General features: G+C 38.2%; 17 protein-coding genes. 16 read left to right on the top strand and 1 reads right to left on the bottom strand.

The window, feature by feature from the left end; all coding sequences use genetic code 11:
• Positions 1-42: 42 nt before the first annotated feature.
• The gene (locus tag ACERC8_RS06825) at positions 43-1,005 is read right to left on the bottom strand and encodes a S66 peptidase family protein (RefSeq protein WP_373659146.1); all 963 of its coding nucleotides are present in this window, start codon (positions 1,003-1,005) and stop codon (positions 43-45) included.
• 138 nt (positions 1,006-1,143) lie between these two features.
• On the opposite strand from ACERC8_RS06825, the gene ACERC8_RS06830 reads away from it, so the two are divergent.
• From ACERC8_RS06830 to ACERC8_RS06905, 16 genes are all read left to right on the top strand, one after another.
• Positions 1,144-1,857, top strand: coding sequence for a MerR family transcriptional regulator (locus tag ACERC8_RS06830; RefSeq protein ID WP_373659147.1), 714 nt, complete (start codon positions 1,144-1,146; stop codon positions 1,855-1,857).
• Positions 1,858-1,943: 86 nt separating this feature from the next.
• Positions 1,944-2,699, top strand: coding sequence for a TIGR00266 family protein (locus tag ACERC8_RS06835; RefSeq protein WP_373659148.1), 756 nt, complete (start codon positions 1,944-1,946; stop codon positions 2,697-2,699).
• Between the two features lie 304 nt (positions 2,700-3,003).
• Positions 3,004-4,467: an LCP family protein gene (locus tag ACERC8_RS06840; protein ID WP_373659149.1), complete on the top strand. Its 1,464-nt coding sequence runs from the start codon at positions 3,004-3,006 to the stop codon at positions 4,465-4,467.
• Positions 4,464-5,195 carry a capsular polysaccharide biosynthesis protein Cps4B gene (gene cps4B, locus ACERC8_RS06845; protein ID WP_373659150.1) on the top strand — a complete coding sequence of 244 codons (732 nt, stop codon included), beginning with the start codon at positions 4,464-4,466 and terminating at the stop codon, positions 5,193-5,195. Before ACERC8_RS06840 ends, cps4B begins: the two co-directional genes overlap by 4 nt.
• An 8-nt stretch (positions 5,196-5,203) precedes the next feature.
• On the top strand, positions 5,204-5,899 hold the full coding sequence (locus ACERC8_RS06850; RefSeq protein WP_373659151.1) for a Wzz/FepE/Etk N-terminal domain-containing protein: 696 nt from the start codon (positions 5,204-5,206) through the stop codon (positions 5,897-5,899).
• A gap of 11 nt (positions 5,900-5,910) precedes the next feature.
• Positions 5,911-6,627 (top strand): tyrosine-protein kinase, encoded by a 717-nt coding sequence (locus ACERC8_RS06855; protein WP_373659152.1) that lies wholly within the window; start codon positions 5,911-5,913, stop codon positions 6,625-6,627.
• Between the two features lie 113 nt (positions 6,628-6,740).
• Positions 6,741-8,534 (top strand): polysaccharide biosynthesis protein, encoded by a 1,794-nt coding sequence (locus ACERC8_RS06860; RefSeq protein ID WP_373659153.1) that lies wholly within the window; start codon positions 6,741-6,743, stop codon positions 8,532-8,534.
• Between the two features lie 254 nt (positions 8,535-8,788).
• Complete coding sequence (locus tag ACERC8_RS06865; protein ID WP_373659154.1) at positions 8,789-8,962, top strand: hypothetical protein; 174 nt, start codon at positions 8,789-8,791, stop codon at positions 8,960-8,962.
• Positions 8,963-9,050: 88 nt separating this feature from the next.
• A complete protein-coding gene (locus ACERC8_RS06870; RefSeq protein ID WP_373659155.1) occupies positions 9,051-10,250 on the top strand; it encodes a DegT/DnrJ/EryC1/StrS family aminotransferase in 1,200 nt (399 codons plus the stop codon).
• A gap of 11 nt (positions 10,251-10,261) precedes the next feature.
• Positions 10,262-10,870, top strand: a complete 609-nt coding sequence (locus tag ACERC8_RS06875) for a sugar transferase (protein ID WP_373659156.1) — start codon at positions 10,262-10,264, stop codon at positions 10,868-10,870.
• Positions 10,860-11,585 (top strand): GNAT family N-acetyltransferase, encoded by a 726-nt coding sequence (locus ACERC8_RS06880; protein WP_373659157.1) that lies wholly within the window; start codon positions 10,860-10,862, stop codon positions 11,583-11,585. Before ACERC8_RS06875 ends, ACERC8_RS06880 begins: the two co-directional genes overlap by 11 nt.
• Positions 11,586-11,597: 12 nt before the next feature.
• Positions 11,598-12,734: a glycosyltransferase family 4 protein gene (locus ACERC8_RS06885; RefSeq protein ID WP_373659158.1), complete on the top strand. Its 1,137-nt coding sequence runs from the start codon at positions 11,598-11,600 to the stop codon at positions 12,732-12,734.
• Between the two features lies 1 nt (position 12,735).
• Positions 12,736-13,923, top strand: coding sequence for a CDP-glycerol glycerophosphotransferase family protein (locus ACERC8_RS06890; protein WP_373659159.1), 1,188 nt, complete (start codon positions 12,736-12,738; stop codon positions 13,921-13,923).
• Entirely contained in the window at positions 13,910-15,037 is a 1,128-nt protein-coding gene (locus ACERC8_RS06895; protein WP_373659160.1) for a glycosyltransferase, read from the top strand. Before ACERC8_RS06890 ends, ACERC8_RS06895 begins: the two co-directional genes overlap by 14 nt.
• Positions 15,027-16,193, top strand: a complete 1,167-nt coding sequence (locus ACERC8_RS06900; RefSeq protein WP_373659161.1) for an EpsG family protein — start codon at positions 15,027-15,029, stop codon at positions 16,191-16,193. The genes ACERC8_RS06895 and ACERC8_RS06900 overlap by 11 nt, the downstream gene beginning before the upstream one ends.
• Positions 16,194-16,197: 4 nt before the next feature.
• Positions 16,198-17,646 carry a flippase gene (locus ACERC8_RS06905; RefSeq protein WP_373659162.1) on the top strand — a complete coding sequence of 483 codons (1,449 nt, stop codon included), beginning with the start codon at positions 16,198-16,200 and terminating at the stop codon, positions 17,644-17,646.
• Positions 17,647-17,901: the final 255 nt, after the last annotated feature.

Consider the following 17,901-nt stretch of genomic DNA (forward strand, 5'->3'; position numbering starts at 1 on the left):
TACACAAACTAAAAATCCGCTCTGTGGCGGATTTTTTGCAATCTAATCAAATCGGATGCTCAGATTTGACGTGTCTACGGTCACCTGTCCACCAATCCGCAGGCTAAAGAGCGGTTGGGTGTGGGCAAAGTCCAAGTCATAAAGCACTGGGATGGTCTTGAGGACAGGGTGCTTGTCCAGAATGTAGAGAAGGGTCTCTTCCGTCATCTGACATTCCTTGGGAAAGCGTCCAATCAAGACGGCTTGAGGGTTAGGATAGGCTTGGAGAATGGCTGCCAAATGGCGATTAAATTCGATGTAATCATCACTTTCGGCCTCTTCTAAGAACAGCACATAGCGGTCTGGCTGTGGGGCATAAGGGGTGCCACGCAAGAGACCGAAGGTCGACAGGTTGCCACCGATGGCTGTGCCAGCAGCTCTGCCATGGGCATAAACCTTCCAAGCTGTTGGGAAAAACTGGCGTGGTAGGCTAGGGTCATACCAGGCATCACTGGACCACTCAGGACTAGGCGTTAGGTCGTAAGGGGCAAGGCTGGTCGCTGCTAGCCAAGACGCCGTTTGGTAGGGCTGTCCCTCCACCATCTTGAAACTCGAGTAGCTGGGTCCCATGATGGTCATAACCCCTGTCTTGGCATAGATGGCATTAAGGAGGGCTGTTGTGTCCGAGTAGCCACAGAGGATTTTTGGGTTTTGGGCAATCAACGCGTAGTCCAGATAAGGCAAGAGCTCATTGGCATTGCTACCGCCGATCGTCGCCAAAATCGCATCCACCGACTCGTCCGCAAAGGCCTCGTGTAAGTCCGCCACCCGATCGGCAATCGGGGCTGAGTCCAGCGCATCAGCAGGTACCAGATAATGGGACGAAAAGGACAGATGAAAGCCCAAGGCTTCCAAGCGCTCTTTAGCAGCTAGGTTCGCTTCAAAGCCGCCTAGACGATGGATGGAGCTAGATGGGCTAAGCACGCGGATGTGGGAACCTTTTGTCAATGGTTTTTTAGGGAACATAGCAGAGCCTCCTTTTTGTTTTGACCAGTATAGCAGATTTAGGAAGAAAAAACTAGCCTTTGCTCATTTATTTAAAAAAAAAGCTTGACACTCACGTCGCGTCAGGGTGTAGAATGGGTATCAAGGAGGACATCTGTCATGAAAACAGTCAAAGAGGTCAGTCAACTGACAGGGGTGAGCGTACGCACCCTGCACTATTATGATGAGATTGGACTTTTGCGTCCAAGTCAAGTGACTGCAAGTCTTTATCGGCTTTATGACGATAAGGCCTTGATGCGCTTGCAAGACATCTTGCTCTTTCGTGAGTTAGAGCTTCCTCTGAAAACCATAGCGGAGCTACTAGATGGACCACCAGCGGTGAAGCGGGCGGTGCTAAGGGAGTATGTCCATCTATTGGAACTCAAACGTGAGCGCTTGGACAAGCTCCTATCGCTCACCAAGGACTTAATCAAAGGAGAAGGTACCATGACACTAGACATTTTTAACCAGGAAGAACTCAAACAGCTTCAAGAAGAAGCTCAAAACCGTTGGGGCAATACTCAAGCCTACCAAGACTTTGTTGCCAAAACAGCCGCTGACGATTGGCAGACCAGTCATCATGAGCTGATGACGATTTTTGAGGAATTTGGTAAACTCAGACATTTAACTGTTACAGCCCCTGCGGTGCAAGAGCAGGTTAAACGACTGCAAGATACGATTTCTGAACATTATTACCCTTGCACATCAGAAATTTTACGAGGACTTGGCATGATGTATGCCCAGGACAACCGCTTCACCCAGACCATTGACCAAGTAGCGGGTGCAGGGACTGCCCAGTTTGTTTACGAAGCGATTGAGGAAAGTCTAAGTTAATAAAAGGGTCGTGATTACTGTTTGACAACAAAAAAAGAAAGCGGTACAATCTCTGTATCAACAACATCAAACAAAGGAGATTTATCATGTCAGACAATCGTATGAATTACACCATTTCTAGCAACGAAAATTTTCCGCTGGTGGAAATCGCTCTCGAACGCGGTGAGTCTGCCTATATTCAGCGTGGCAGCATGGTTTATCACACCCCCAGCATCAGTCTCAACACCAAGCTCAATGCCCAAGGCAGTGGTCTTGGGAAGTTGATTAAGGCAGTGGGGCGTTCTATGGTGTCAGGGGAGTCCGCTTTTATCACGCAGGCGATCTCGTCGGCGGATGATGGCAAGTTAGCTATTGCTCCGTCGATGCCTGGTCAAGTGATTGCATTAGAATTGGGAGCAGAGCAGTACCGTCTCAATGACGGTGCCTTTCTAGCCATGGATGGCTCAGCGCACTATACCCTTGAGCTCCAGAGTGTTGGTCGTGCCCTCTTTGGTGGGCAAGGTGGTTTCTTTGTCATGACCACACAGGGGCAAGGGATTTTACTAGCGAATGCGTTCGGTTCTATCAAAAAAATCAGCCTAACCAATCAAGAAATGACCATCGATAACGCCCATGTGGTTGCTTGGAGCACTAGTCTTGATTACCATATTCACCTCGAAAACGGCTGGCTGCAATCAGTCGGAACAGGTGAAGGGGTGGTTAACACTTTCCGTGGGACAGGAGACATCTACGTGCAAAGTCTTAATTTAGGTACCTTTGCTAGTCATCTAGGTACTTTTGTCGGAACGACCGAATCCAACAATTCATCAGGTATCGGTGGCTTGATTAACGAATTTCTCTGATGAACACATCAAACACAGAAGCAATAAACAATTGTTTCTGTGTTTTTAGTTGCGATACCTAAAAACGAACATTATTTGATTGCTGTATCTGTTTTTTTAGTTATCTAGTTTTGTCTGGTGTCAGGAGTTGCTACTTTCCTTATCAGCAGTGGCGTTCTTTGTGTCTTTCTAAGGAAAACATTTGTTGGCGGTAATGCGTTTACAAAAGAGACATAGCGTGATTTAGACGATAATTGACTTGTAAAAAAAGTTATAAGGTGCTATAATTTGAGTGAGTAAAATAATAATCATTATAGGAGAACCGATGAACAAGCGTTCACAACGGCATCGCCAAGCAAAGTCTGCAAATGGACTAACTAATCTGTTTAATTTGTTTTTACTAGCTTTATACACTTTGGCGAGCGTTTATCTTGCTTTTTTAATAGTAACCTATAACTTTCTAGCCTTTCGGTCGGTCAACTGGATAGCCATAGGTCTTCTATTTCTTGTTTTTTGCCTAGGCTTGTTGCTTATTGTAACGAAAAAAGCTAAACTATTTAATAGTGTTCTCTTGCTTTTGTCTAGCTTACTAGTTGGTGCAGGGATTTTCTTTTCCCATTCAGCTATTGACTTATCAAAACAATTAAATCAAACCGCGAGCTTTTCACAGGTTGAGATGACCGTTATCGTAGCAAACGATAGCCCACTGACGGACATCAGCCAAGTCACAAGCCTTCTTGCACCTGCTAATGACGCGGCAAATCTTGATAAATTGTTAGCCAATCTCAAAGCTGAGAAGTCACTGACACCAAACGTTGACACGGTTGATGCTTATCAAACGGCTTACAACCAGATCATGTCAGACAACTCAAAAGCGATGGCACTCAATCAAGCCTACATCCCGCTTTTGGAGGCAGTTGATTCCGAGTTTACAAGCAAGATTAGAACCCTTTACGGCACAAAAATTGAAACTCCCACACCACCTAAACAAACAGTAACAAATGGCGATGCCTTCAACATCTATATCAGCGGCATCGACTCTTATGGACCTATTTCAGGTGTTTCACGTTCAGATGTTAACATCATTATGACTGTCAATCGTCAAACCAAAAAAGTGCTTCTGACAACAACGCCGCGCGATGCCTATGTGCCAATCGCAGGTGGTGGAAACGGTCAGTCTGATAAACTGACACACGCAGGTATCTATGGTGTTGGCTCCTCTGTTCAAACACTTGAGAATCTCTATGGTCTGCCGATTGATTACTATGTTCGTCTTAATTTTACCTCCTTTGTTGAGCTGATTGACTTAGTCGGAGGGATTGAAGTCGACAATGATCAGGAGTTTACTAGCTTACATGGAAAATATCATTTCCCAATGGGGCATGTTACTTTGAACGCTGAACAAGCTTTAACCTTTGTTCGTGAGCGTTATAGTTTACAAGGTGGCGACAACGACCGTGGGAAAAATCAGATGAAGATTGTTTCAGCCTTGATCAACAAGTTGGCTTCGCTGGAATCTATCGGAAAATATCAGAGTTTGATTGACGGCTTGAGTGGCTCTGTTCAGACAGATATGCCGCTGTCAACCATGATGGATTTGGCAAATGGTCAGCTAGATAGCGGTGGTCAATATCAGGTGACTTCTCAAGCAGTGACAGGTTATGGCTCGACGGGGCAGTTGCCATCTTATGCCATGCCAAATGCTGCACTTTATATGGTGAGTCTAGATGAAGCCAGTGTTGCTCAAACTAAACAAGCAATGCTGGATGTGTTGGAGGGTCGTGGATGATTGACATTCATTCGCATATTATCTATGGCGTTGATGATGGTCCTAAAACCCTTGATGAGTCATTAAACCTTTTAAAAGAGGCCTATCATCAGGGGGTTCGTCAAGTTGTTGCGACCTCTCACAGGCGAAAAGGCATGTTTGAAACACCTGAAGAAACCATATTGAGTCATTTTTTAGTGGTTAAAGCTCAGGTCAAAGAGCAGTTACCTGATTTGCAGCTGTTTTACGGTGGGGAACTTTATTATAGTTCCCCGATGATGGAGCAATTAGAAAAAGGCTATTTTCCGACCTTGAACGGGACACGATTTGCTCTTGTTGAGTTTAGCTCTAATACACCCTACAAGGATATCCACCAAGCGGTAAGCAAGGTTTCTTTGCTTGGCATCACACCAGTTTTAGCCCATATCGAACGCTATCATGCGCTAGCTTTTGATGACAAAAAAGTAAAAGACCTGATTCAAATGGGAGCTTATACGCAAATCAACAGTGTGCATGTCACTAAACTAAAATTATTTGGAGATGGTCTGAAAGAGTACAAGAAACGTGCGCGTTTCTTTCTGGATAAAAATCTGGTTCACTGCGTGGCTAGTGATATGCACAATCTAGACAGCCGTAAACCGTTTATGAAAGAGGCTTACGACATCGTTGCTCAAGCCTACGGAGCTGAGCGGGCAGAACATTTATTTATAACCAACCCGCAATCGTTATTAGATAATCAATACATTTAGGAGATACCATGGAAAATAATTCCTCAACCATTGAAATTGATGTGCTATTCTTGTTGAAAAAACTTTGGGCGAAAAAATTTATGATTTTGTTCACGTCCTTGCTATTTGCCACGGCGGCTCTAGCGGTTAGTAGTTTTGTGGTAACGCCGAAGTATACGTCGACTACTCGTATCTATGTTGGTAATCAGCGAGGTCAAGCTGAAGGAAAAATTACGACTCAGGACCTTCAGGTCGGCGACTATCTAGTCAAGGACTACAAGGAAATTATCACCTCTAAAGATGTCCTGTTGACTGTCATTGAAAAGGAAGGGTTGAACCTCAGCAAAGAAGCTCTACTGGGCAAACTTTCAGTTTCTGTCCCAACCAATACGCGGATTATCTCAATCTCAATTGAGGATGAGAGCCCAAGCGAAGCGACTCGTCTAGCCAATGCTGTGCGCGAGGTCGCATCTGAGAAAATTATGGACATCACGCAGGTTGAAACAGTCAAGACAATGGAAGAAGCAGAGGATGCCGCTGCTCCATCGTCTCCAAATCTCAAGAGAAATACCCTTCTGGGTGCCTTGGCAGGTGGTTTTTTAGCTGTTGTCATCGTGATGTTGACTGAGATTTTGAACGATCGCGTCCGCCGTCCTGAAGATGTGGAAGAAGTGCTGGGATTAACCCTTCTAGGCTTGGTTCCTGATACCGCTCAAATCAAATAGGAGATTATAACATGCCACAATTAGACCTGACTAGAAACAAGGCTTTAGACATCAAAAAAACAGAAGAATATTACAATGCTATTTGCACCAACATTCGCTTTAGTGGTGCTCATTTTAAGACCATTGTGCTGACTTCAGTGCAACCGAACGAAGGCAAGAGTACTACAACGACGAGTTTAGCAGTGTCTTTTGCGCGTTCTGGCTTCAAAACGCTCCTGATTGATGCGGACACACGTAACTCTACCATGTCAGGGACGTTTAGGGCTAATGGTAAAATTGCAGGGCTAACTTCCTATTTATCGGGCAATAGCGAACTGCTGGAAGTCATCTGTGATACTAATGTGGAAAATCTATCTGTCATTCCAACAGGACCTTTTCCACCTAATCCAACAGCGTTGTTGCAAAACAACAATTTCAAGGAGCTATTGACCAATGCTAGAAGTTGGTACGACTATGTTATTATTGACTCACCACCAATTGGTATGGTGATTGATGCTGCTATTATTGCACAGCAATGTGATGCTAGTATTATTGTTACGGAAGCAGGCGAAATCAAACGGAAATTTATCACCAAAGCTGTTGACCAAATGAAGCAGAGTGGCGCTCAGTTTCTAGGTATTATTCTGAATAAGGTCAAGCAGACCGTTGATAATTACGGCTCTTATGGGCATTATGGTGACTATGGGAAACAGCAGGAAAACAAAATAACAAAGCGTGCCAGAAAATAAATGTTATTTTTATAAAAAACGCTAGATAAAAGACTGAGAGAAGAAGTTGTTCTAAATTGAATGCACTTGTTTGAAAGGAGATAATAATTAGATTGATTACCTATAGCGAGACTTTGTCACGTTCGACAAAACGAATGGTATTGATAATCGTTGATCTTCTGATGATTTTTTTAGCCTTACTGACTAGTAGCATGTTTTCTGAGGCATTTACAGTGATAACAAGTCGATTTTTTGTGGTTTCTTGGTTAATCATTAGCTTGGTTTACTTAATACTTGCTCGTTATCTCCATGTGTTTTCTGTACTAACACGTTACACAAGTTCCAGCACTTTGCTGACGATTGGTTTATCGCTTGCTGGTGCTCATTTGGCTTTGGTTGCCTACTCGCTTTCTATATTAGGGCAACTGAGTTGCCGTTTTATTCTATTATCTCTCTTATTCTCGTTTCTTTATATCATAACACCCAGGATGTTATGGCGAACATTAAGTGAACGTGAACGCTACGGGAAATCCAGTCAAAGAACAGTGCGAACCTTGCTTGTAGGAGCAGGCGCTGGAGGCCATTTATTCTTATCAACCCTATCTGGTAACCATAGCGACATTGAGATAATTGGCATTATTGATCAAGATCGAAATAAAAAAGGGACCTACATACAAGGGAAGAAAGTGTTGGGAGATGTGGAAGATATTCCGCATTTAGTGCAAGAATACAGCATAGAACAGGTTACCATTGCAATTCCATCTTTAACAAAAGAAGCAAGGCAGAAGTTAGTTGATATCTGTCATTTGGCTGGAGTAACGGTTAATAGCATGCCAAATGTTGAAGATATTATTTTGGGAAAAGTCTCTACTTCATCCTTGCGTGAGATAGATATTACTGATTTACTGGGGCGAGATGAAGTGGTGCTGGAACAGGAATCCCTCAATGCTTACTTCTCTGGCAAGACAATTTTGGTCACAGGGGCGGGTGGCTCCATTGGTTCAGAAATTTGTCGTCAAATAGCCAAGTTTTCACCCAAACAGCTCCTATTGTTGGGACATGGGGAAAATTCTATTTATCTGATTCATCAAGAACTAGTTAATAAGTATGGTCAGGTGATTGATATTGTGCCTTTAATTGCTGATATACAGGACCGGGAGCTGATTGCTGAGTTGTTAGCAGCCTATCGTCCGCAGGTGGTTTACCATGCTGCAGCACATAAGCATGTCCCTCTAATGGAATACAATCCTAAAGAAGCCGTTAAAAATAACATCTTTGGGACAAAAAATGTTGCTGAAGCAGCCAAAGCAGCCCGAGTTGAAAAGTTTGTCATGGTCTCGACAGATAAGGCGGTTAATCCTCCGAATGTGATGGGTGCAACTAAACGTGTGGCAGAGATGATCGTAGCCAATCTGAACGAAGCTGGTCAGACACAGTTCTCTGCTGTAAGGTTTGGTAATGTTTTGGGAAGCAGAGGCAGTGTTGTTCCTCTCTTTAAACGTCAGATTGCCAGTGGTGGACCAGTAACTGTAACAGATTTTCGGATGACACGGTATTTTATGACAATTCCAGAAGCGAGTCGTCTGGTGATACAGGCTGGCCATTTGGCCAAGGGAGGAGAGATTTTTGTACTTGACATGGGAGACCCCGTCTTGATTAAAGACTTAGCTACCAAGGTCATAAAACTCAGTGGTCATACTGTAGAAGAGATTGGTATTGTTGAGACAGGGATTAGACCAGGGGAAAAGCTTTATGAAGAACTTCTTTCCAGCGAAGAACGGATCAGTCAGCAAGTATATGATAAGATATTTGTGGGTCGTGTTCAAAACCAATCGCCAGCAATTGTTCAAACATTTGTGGATGGTTTACTGACGTTACCTGAAGATGAATTGAAAAGACAACTCGTTGATTTTGCAAGGCAGGAATAAACATGATATTTGAACGATTCAGAAAAGAAAGAAACGTTAACCTCAAAGGGAGGCTCTACCAAAAATTATAAATGAAGATTATTGACAGCTCGAATCTTACTGAAGGTGTCGTTTGACGGAAGTACAGAGATACCTTAAGGTTAGGCACCTTCATAGCAGAGCCATCAAGGGGTATCATATTGGATCGGGAGTTTTTATGATTTGAGCGTATCCACTCCCTTCAAAATAGAAAGGGATATATCGGGCGTCTTATCATGTTAAAGGAATGCTTGAAGTACGGGGTTACCCCATTTATTATTATAGATGCTTTGAAATATTTCTATTACCATGTCTTAAACGAATATAGTGAAGTCAACGGCTATCTTATCGACATCTTCCTCATAGCTCAAGATCGGTTTGAGGGGTATTTGAAGTATTTTCTGATTTAATATGTGGCATCTTAATCAGAAAAGTAATTATTTGTGAAAAAAACAACTATGAAATCTTAGATTGACAAGCGAGACAAGGTAAATAAATATGAAAAAATACAATATCCCATTTTCCCCACCAGATATTTCACAACTGGAAATTGATGAAGTTCTTGATACCCTTCAATCATGTTGGATTACTACCGGACCTAAAACAAAAGAGTTAGAACGACAGTTATCAGAGTATACGAAGACCAATAAAACAGTTTGTCTAAACTCTGCAACGGCTGCGTTAGAACTAACACTGCGTGTCCTAGGAGTAGGTCCTGGCGATGAAGTCATTGTACCAGCCATGACTTATACAGCTTCTTGTAGTGTAATTACACATGTCGGTGCAACTCCTGTTATGGTAGATATTCAAAAAGATTCATTCCAGATGGATTATGAAAAACTTGAGAAAGCTATTACAGAGAAGACAAAGGTTATCATTCCTGTTGAGCTAGCAGGAATTCCATGTGATTATGACAAATTGTTTTCAATTGTAGAATCAAAGGCTCATCTCTTTAAGTCAGCGACCTCATGGCAAGAGATCTTTAACCGTGTTATTATTCTATCGGATAGCGCACATGCTTTAGGTACGGTTTATAAAGGTAAGGTTGCAGGTGAGATTGCTGATTTTACATCATTTTCTTTTCATGCTGTTAAAAACTTTACCACTGCTGAGGGTGGTAGCGTGACTTGGCGTCCGCGTCCGGATTTGGATGATGAAAAATTATATAAAGAATTTCAGATTTATTCGCTACATGGTCAAACGAAGGATGCACTTGCTAAGACACAATTAGGTGCTTGGGAATATGATATTGAGGTGCCTGCTTATAAGTGTAATATGACTGATATTATGGCTTCTATTGGACTTGCACAAATGAAACGATACCCAACCTTATTAGATCGTCGTAGACAGATTGTTGAGCGTTACAATAAGGGATTTGAGGGAACAAGAATAAAACCATTGCCTCACTTGACAACAGATTATACTTCATCAATGCACCTATATATTACTCATATTGAAGATGCTAGCATGGAAGAGAGAAATCAGATTATTGAAAAAATGGCTGAAAAGGGGATTGCATGTAATGTTCATTATAAACCCCTCCCAATGTTAACAGCTTATAAAAACTTAGGGTATCGATTAGAAGATTATCCGAATGCTTATCAGTATTTTGTTCATGAACTGACTTTACCACTACATACACAACTAACAGACGAGGAAGTGGACTACATTATTGAAAGTCTATGTGAGCTTGTATAGGAGAATCAGTAATGTATAAAAATTTTTTCAAACGTCTCTTTGATCTGGTTATTTCTTTGATTTGTTTACCTATTGTACTATTGCTTATTTTAATCGTTGGTCCTATTATATATTTCCAAGACAAAGGAAATATATTTTATAATGCTGAAAGATTGGGAAAAGATGGTCAATTGTTTAAAATGTATAAATTCAGGTCTATGAAGCTGAATGCACCAGACATTAGAAATGCCGATGGATCGACTTATAATGGCGAGGATGATCCTCGACTAACACCTATTGGTAAATTTATTCGTAAAGCAAGTATTGATGAAATTCCCCAACTTTTAAATGTTTTATTAGGGGATATGAGCTTGGTTGGTCCACGTCCAGATTTACCAGAGCATAAAGAACAGTACTCTGGAAATGAAATACGTAAATTAGAAGTGAGGCCAGGGATTACAGGTTACAATCAGGCTTATTTTAGAAATACGATTCCTTGGAAGGAACGAATAAAAAATGACATCTATTATATCGATCATTTAACATTGTGGATGGATATGAAGGTTGTTTTAAAAACGGTCCTGTCAATTATTAGTAGAGAATCTGTATTTATCGCAAATGAGGAAAAAAATGGGAAGTAATAGCTATAGCTATCAACAGCTAGAATGGGATACTAATTTTTTTGGGGTATCATCTGGAAGGATTGTCTTACATGATGCTTTAGGAATGAGGGAGTATTCTAAAATTTTGGCAGATTTAGATTCAAATGAGTTTACAGTTATTTATAATGAAGGGAATATCCCTGTACTCAATGAATGGCTAGGACAAAATACAGTAGCTAGCTTGATGGATGTGAATGTCCAATTTTCAAAAAAACGGTCAGCATTTTCTCAAAAAGGATCGAATCAAGTTACTATAAAAAACAACCTTACACCTTCTGAAGACATACTAGACATTGCAAGCAGGTCTTTCATCTATTCACGATTTTTTAATGATTCAAAATTAGAGAAAAGTAAAGCTTGTATGGTTTACCGGAATTGGGTGAGAACCGCTTTTGAAAGAGAAGAAAAATACTTCGCGCAATTCATGAACGAGACTGTTTGCCTCGGTTTCCTGTTGTTTTCGATACATAATGATGAACTGATAATAGAGTTAATCGCAGTCGATTCTTCCGTAAAACAGCAAGGCATTGGAAGTTCACTTTTAGACTCTGTCGAGCAGTTTGCTTTTCAAGAAAAAGTAAATACTATAAAAGTAGGGACACAGATAAATAATAGCAAGGCAATACGTTTTTATACAAAGAATGGGTATCTCTATCAGTCTTGTTCAAGTGTATATCATCACTGGAGAAATTAAAGGAGTCAGGTAATGAAAAAAGCACTGATTGTATCAACAGTCAGCCGTCAATTTTATCTTTTTGAACAAGCTAATATCTCTGCTTTGAGAAAACTGGGTTATGAAGTTCATGGAGCAGCTAATTTTGACGAACGGAGTGATAGACTAGCGGAAGTGGATATTGTTGAACATCATATCGATTTTCAGCGTTCTCCTCTTTCTTTAACTAATATCAGAGCTTACAAGCAATTAAAGGAGTTAGTTGAGCGAGAGAAATTTGATTTGATACATTGTCATTCTCCGGTTGGTGGTGTGGTTGGACGATTAGTTGGAATGCAATTTCCGGACACAAAGGTTTTGTACACTGCCCATGGTTTTCATTTTTTTAAAGGAGCCCCACTTAAAAACTGGTTGATATTTTATCCAATTGAAAAGTTGTTGTCGCGAGTGACTGATTGCCTCATTACTATTAACCAGGAAGATTATCAGCTAGCAAAAAATAAATTTAGCATGAAGAAACTGGAGTTGGTGAATGGAGTTGGAGTTGATTACCAGAAGTTTTCTCCAATTTCTCAAGTAGAGAAAGAAAAAAGGCGAAAGCAACTTGATCTAGATCGTTTTAAACATATATTGATTTATGTTGGGGAGTTGAGTAAGCGAAAAAATCAATCTGTTTTAATTAATGCAATGAAAGTTATAGTTACTAACTATCCGAGCACAGTTCTGTTGCTAGTTGGTAAGGGAGAGTTGATGACGTTTTATCAACAGGAAATTAAAGATTTAGATTTAGAGGATAATATCCTTTTATTAGGATTTCGGGATGATGTTCCAAATCTGATGCAAATCTCCGATATAGCTCTATCTAGTTCTCTTCAAGAAGGATTGCCTATGCATTTGATGGAGGCTATGGGGCTTGGATTGCCATTAATTGTATCAGATTGTCGTGGAAATCGAGATTTGGTTGAAGATGGAGAAAATGGTTTGATCATGTCAACTATGAATTCCAGAGATTGGAGTGAGGCTATAACCAGATTGTTAGAGAATGCTGAGCTTCGTAAAACCATGAGTCAGGTGAGCTTGATAAAATCTATTCAGTTTTCGCAATTCAAAATTGAAAAAAGTATGCTGAACATATATAATCTGCACGAGTTAGATAAACGAAAGAACTGATATGCAAATAATAAAAAATATTCTAAAAACAAATAAACTAATTTTTTTAATTTACACGAAATTATTTTCATTCTTATTGAGAGCGATTGGTTTTTTTATTCCAACAAATGACAAGCAGATTTTGTTTGTTGTTTATGGTGGTCAACGTTATGATGATAGTCCCAAAGCTGTCTATGAAGCGATGAAGGCAGATCGTCGTTTTGAGGATTTTACATTTAAATGGGCTTTTTTGGATCCTGAATCTATTGATGAGGTGTCTCATCACGAAAAATTAAAAATTGACACCCCAAGCTACTTCATCCAAGCTTTGAAATCCAAGTACTGGATTACGAATTCGAGTGCTTCTCGTGGTCTTAATTTTATGAAGCCTTCTACCAAAAATATCTTTTTTACACACGGAATGACAGGTATCAAGAAAATTGGACTTGATATTGATAACAGAACCGGTTTTGATTTATTTCGAGAGATACATGATTATATTGTATTAGAAGGTAAGAAGGAGGAAGAGATTATTAGACGTGCGTGGGGAGTGCAGGAAAGTACAAATATTTTAAACATTGGTTTACCACGAAATGATGATCTATTTACTCGAGATGCAGATTCTATTGAGAGATTGAAAAAACATTTGGGACTCCCAAAGGATAAGAAAGTTATTTTGTACGCTCCAACATTTAGAGAATACAATAGAGATTCTACATTTGCAACTTTGTTAAGTCCTCCGTTTGATTTTGATCATTGGTATAGAGAATTGGGTAATGATTATATTTTGCTTCTGACGGCACATTATGAGGTGAGTAAGTTAATGAATGTTCCAGAAAATCACCCGTTCGTTGTTAATGCGTTCAAGTACCCAAATATCAATGATTTGATTATTGTTTCCGACCTTTTGATTTCTGATTATTCTAGTATTATTTTTGATTTTGCATTGACTGAGAGGCCTATTTTTTCCTATGCCTACGATTATGACCAGTATTCGGTTCAAAGAGGTATCTACGAAGGTTATGAAAAGCTCTTCTATAACGGTGTTTTGAAATCAGAGGCTGAAGTTATTGAAGCTATTAAAAATATTGATTATGAAGTGCAATCAGCACATATTAAAACGGTAAAAGATAGCTATTTTAGTCATTATGGTGATGCTACTGAGCGATTTATTAATGTATTTATAGAGGAAATTTATGAGCAAGATTAAAATTCTGCATTGTCCTATTGGCTCGATGAATATTGGTGGCATTGAAAATATGATTATGCAAATGTACCGAACGATAGATAGGGATAGGTTTAGTTTCGACTTTGTCGTCCATGATGGAGAAAAAAACTTCTATGAGGATGAAATTATTTCTCTCGGAGGGATTCTACATCGTGTTGATTTTATTTCTAAAAATCCCTTGAGACACATCATTGATTTTTTTAAACTGTTAAAAAATAATCCTGATTATAAAGTTATTCATATTCACACAACTTACTCCATCATGTTTATGGATGCACTTTTGTCTAAATTGCTTGGAAGGACAGTTATTATCCATTCACATAACAGTTCTGCACCAGCAAAGAGATCGGTAGTTCACAAATTATTTAAACAACTACAAGATTTGTTTTGTGACTATCGTTTTACTTGTTCTGATTTTGCAGCTCAGTGGATGTTTCCAAAAAGAAGTCAAAAGAGTGCCATCTTTTGGCCGAATGCGATGGATTTAGAACACCTAAAATTTTCCCAAGTTGCGAGAAGGAGCGTGAGGGAGGAGCTTGAGGCTAATGGAAAATTCATTATTGGTAATGTAGGTAGACTGTCTTACCAGAAGAATCAAACTAGATTGTTAGAAATCTATGCTGAATACTCTAAGATTAATGCTGATAGTGAATTATGGTTAGTAGGTGATGGACCTGATAGAGAAAATTTAGAGGAGTATAGTCGGATGCTGAATATTTCCTCAAAGGTACGTTTTTTAGGAGCAAAGAAAAATGTATCTGATTATTTATCTGCCATGGATCTTTTTATCTTAACTTCACGTTATGAAGGTTTGCCACTATCATTAATTGAGACACAAACTTCTGGTTTGATGACATTAGCAGTGAGATCAGGTATCACAGAACAGGTGAAATGTAATTCAGCATTAAAATATGTAGATGATATTTCTGAAAAAAAATGGGCGGTACTGATAAATAGACAGAGAGAGAAAAATCTTGATCGTTTTGGAATGTTTGAGGAGATGTTGAATAGTAATTTTAATATTTATCGCTGGATTTCAAAGGTCGAGGATATTTATGAATGTATAGCTAGGGGAGAAATTCTAAATGACAAGTAGATATGGACAAATGTTATTGTGGGGGATTCAATTTACGATATTTAGCTTACTAGTAATAGGTTTATACCTTGTTTTAGACAGAGCTTTCCCAAAAATAATTTTCAGGCTTAGATATGCAAAAATAGGAACAATTTATTTGTCAGATTTTTTCTGCCTTATTATATTGGTAGTTATTGTTGGTATTAGAACAAATTCTGGTTCAGATTATTATAATTATTTGCTAGCTTTTAAATCGATTGATTCATGGTTTTATTCGCTTAGGGAGATAGTTGATGCTCGATTTCAGAATGGTCTATATACATTGATGTATGTGATTAAAAAAATCAACCCAAGTGAGGTTGTCTTCTTTATATTTTATGGATTATTGAACTATATTCCAGTATTCTATATGATAAGAAAATATTCTAAACATGCTGTCTTATCATTAATGTCTTGGATTTTTCTTGGTTTCTTTTTAATGTCTACTAATATACTGAAACAATCCCTTGCAATGTCCTTGATTTTGTTGGCTTTTCACCAGTGGCAATCAAAAAAATATATAATATTTTCTATCTTATCAATATTAGCATGCTGGTTCCATCTATCGTCTCTTGCAGTTATTATAGGAATATTAATTGTGAATCATATTAAACCCTCAAAAAATTTTTTATACTTAATGGGAACGATAGGATTATCTTTATTATTGTTTTTACAGCCAATATTGATTGTTATATCAAAGGTTCTTAGAATACGTTATATTGATGTTTACATATCAAGTTTCTTACAACAAGGTTCTACAGAATTTAAGTTGCAGGTTGCTGCTCTTATCATACTGATGATTTATGTATTAATATTGTTTCATTTGACTAGACCTGATGTATTGACTAGATTTAGTACTGTCCACTTAAGAATGCTAGGATTATGTTTACTAATGATACCTTTTTTAATTTTAAGCATACGTTTTTATATTTTTAATAGATTAGCATTTACAGGTTTACAATTCATTATTTTCTTAATTCCCTATATTCAAAAACCAAGGCAACGTTTATTTTATATATCTTTGATTTTTGCAGGCTTTTGGATTTCAATTTTGAATGCTGACAATAATTATTATAACTATAGTACAGTTTTTAATGATACACCCGTATCTATCCAAGAATTTGTAAGAAGAGATTGATGATATGAAGCGAGTATATACCAATAGTTTATTTAATTTGCTTAAGGTCTTATCAACCTTGATTTTTCCTTTAATTTCTTATTCTTATGCTACACATATATTAGAAGCAGAAAATATCGGAAAAGTAGAATTTTCACGGTCAATTGCATCTTATTTTGTATTGCTTGCGATGCTTGGAATAGTTAGTTATGCCACTAGGGAAGCCGCATTATTAAAATATGATAAAGAGAAACTGTCACGATTTACTCATGAGATACTAATAATTAATTTATTAGCAGTAATAATATCTTTGATCCTATTTTTTTGTCTAATATTTTTTTTCAGTAATCTTTACGACTATAAACTGCTACTATTGATCAATGCCATCACAGTTTTACTGGTGCCATTAGGATTGGAATGGTTATTTGCTGCAATGGAAGATTATGCTTATATTTCTATTCGAACAATTGTGATACAAATGGTATCAACTGTGTTAATCCTGATCCTAGTTAAGTCTAAAGAAGATTTATATTTATATGCGTTTTTACATATTCTCAGTACAGTAGCACCAAATATAATTAATATAATTTATTCTAAAAAATATATTAAATGGCAATATTTGGGAAATTATGGGATTTCAAGGCATTTTTCATCAGTTTTGCTGATGTTTTTAGTCTCTATATCTGTACAAATATTTTCAAATTTAGATACTACAATGCTTGGTATCATGTCTGGGGATAAATTTGTTGGCTACTATGTTGCTGCAACGAAGATGGTTAATATTGTATCAAGTCTCTTGGTGGCAGTTATTACAGTGTTAACCCCTAAGATTACTGTTCTGGTAAAAAAACAAGATTGGGAAAAGATTAGGGCAGTGTCTTATAGAGCAATCGATATTCTTTTTATGCTCTCCATTCCTGCAGCAGTTGGTTTATTTGTCTTATCGAAATCTTTGATTCTTATATTCAGTGGAGAATCTTTTTTGTTGGGAAATACGGCGGCAAAAATTTTATCTGCTAGAGTCATACTCTCGCCACTAAATACCTTTTTCATAGTTCAACTGTTTGTATCTATGAAAAGGGAAAAGAATAATTTGTTTACAACTTCTATTGCGGCAATTGTTAATATTATTTTCAACTTTGCTTTAATACCTCAGTTTGTGCAAAATGGTGCGGCTATTTCAACAGTGCTTGCGGAATTAATAGAATTATTATTTAATTTCTATTTTGTGCGTCACTTATTAGAACATTCAAGAATAGTTTATTCATTTACAAAATATTTAATTACTTCACTATCCATATTAATTTTGGCCGTTATTTTGAGAATTACCGGTAGTAATGATTTGACTAGAATATTTATTTTTATTACGAGTTCAGCGAGTGTTTACTTTATAATTTTGTATTTCTTAAATGATAGTAGTGTCTTGATGATAAGCAATAATATTATGAGAATTTTAAAGAGAAAAGATACGTGAAAAGAGATTCATTGTAATTATTTATTAAACATAAGTACTATAATTGAAGATATCTCGTTTCGAGTAGCAAAATTGAAAGAAAATTTTTAAGCGACAAATAATCCAGGACAAACGCATGAAGAAACCATCGTTTTCAACATCTTTCACAAATTACTTTCCCTCTTTTTAGCTATAATAGTGGCTCTTTGTCAACTGTAGTGGGTTGACCCACTTAACACCGAGAGAGGACAGTTCTTGTCTTCTCTCGTTTTATGT

The organism is Streptococcus sp. E29BA, from assembly GCF_041807805.1.
Taxonomy (GTDB): domain Bacteria; phylum Bacillota; class Bacilli; order Lactobacillales; family Streptococcaceae; genus Streptococcus; species Streptococcus entericus.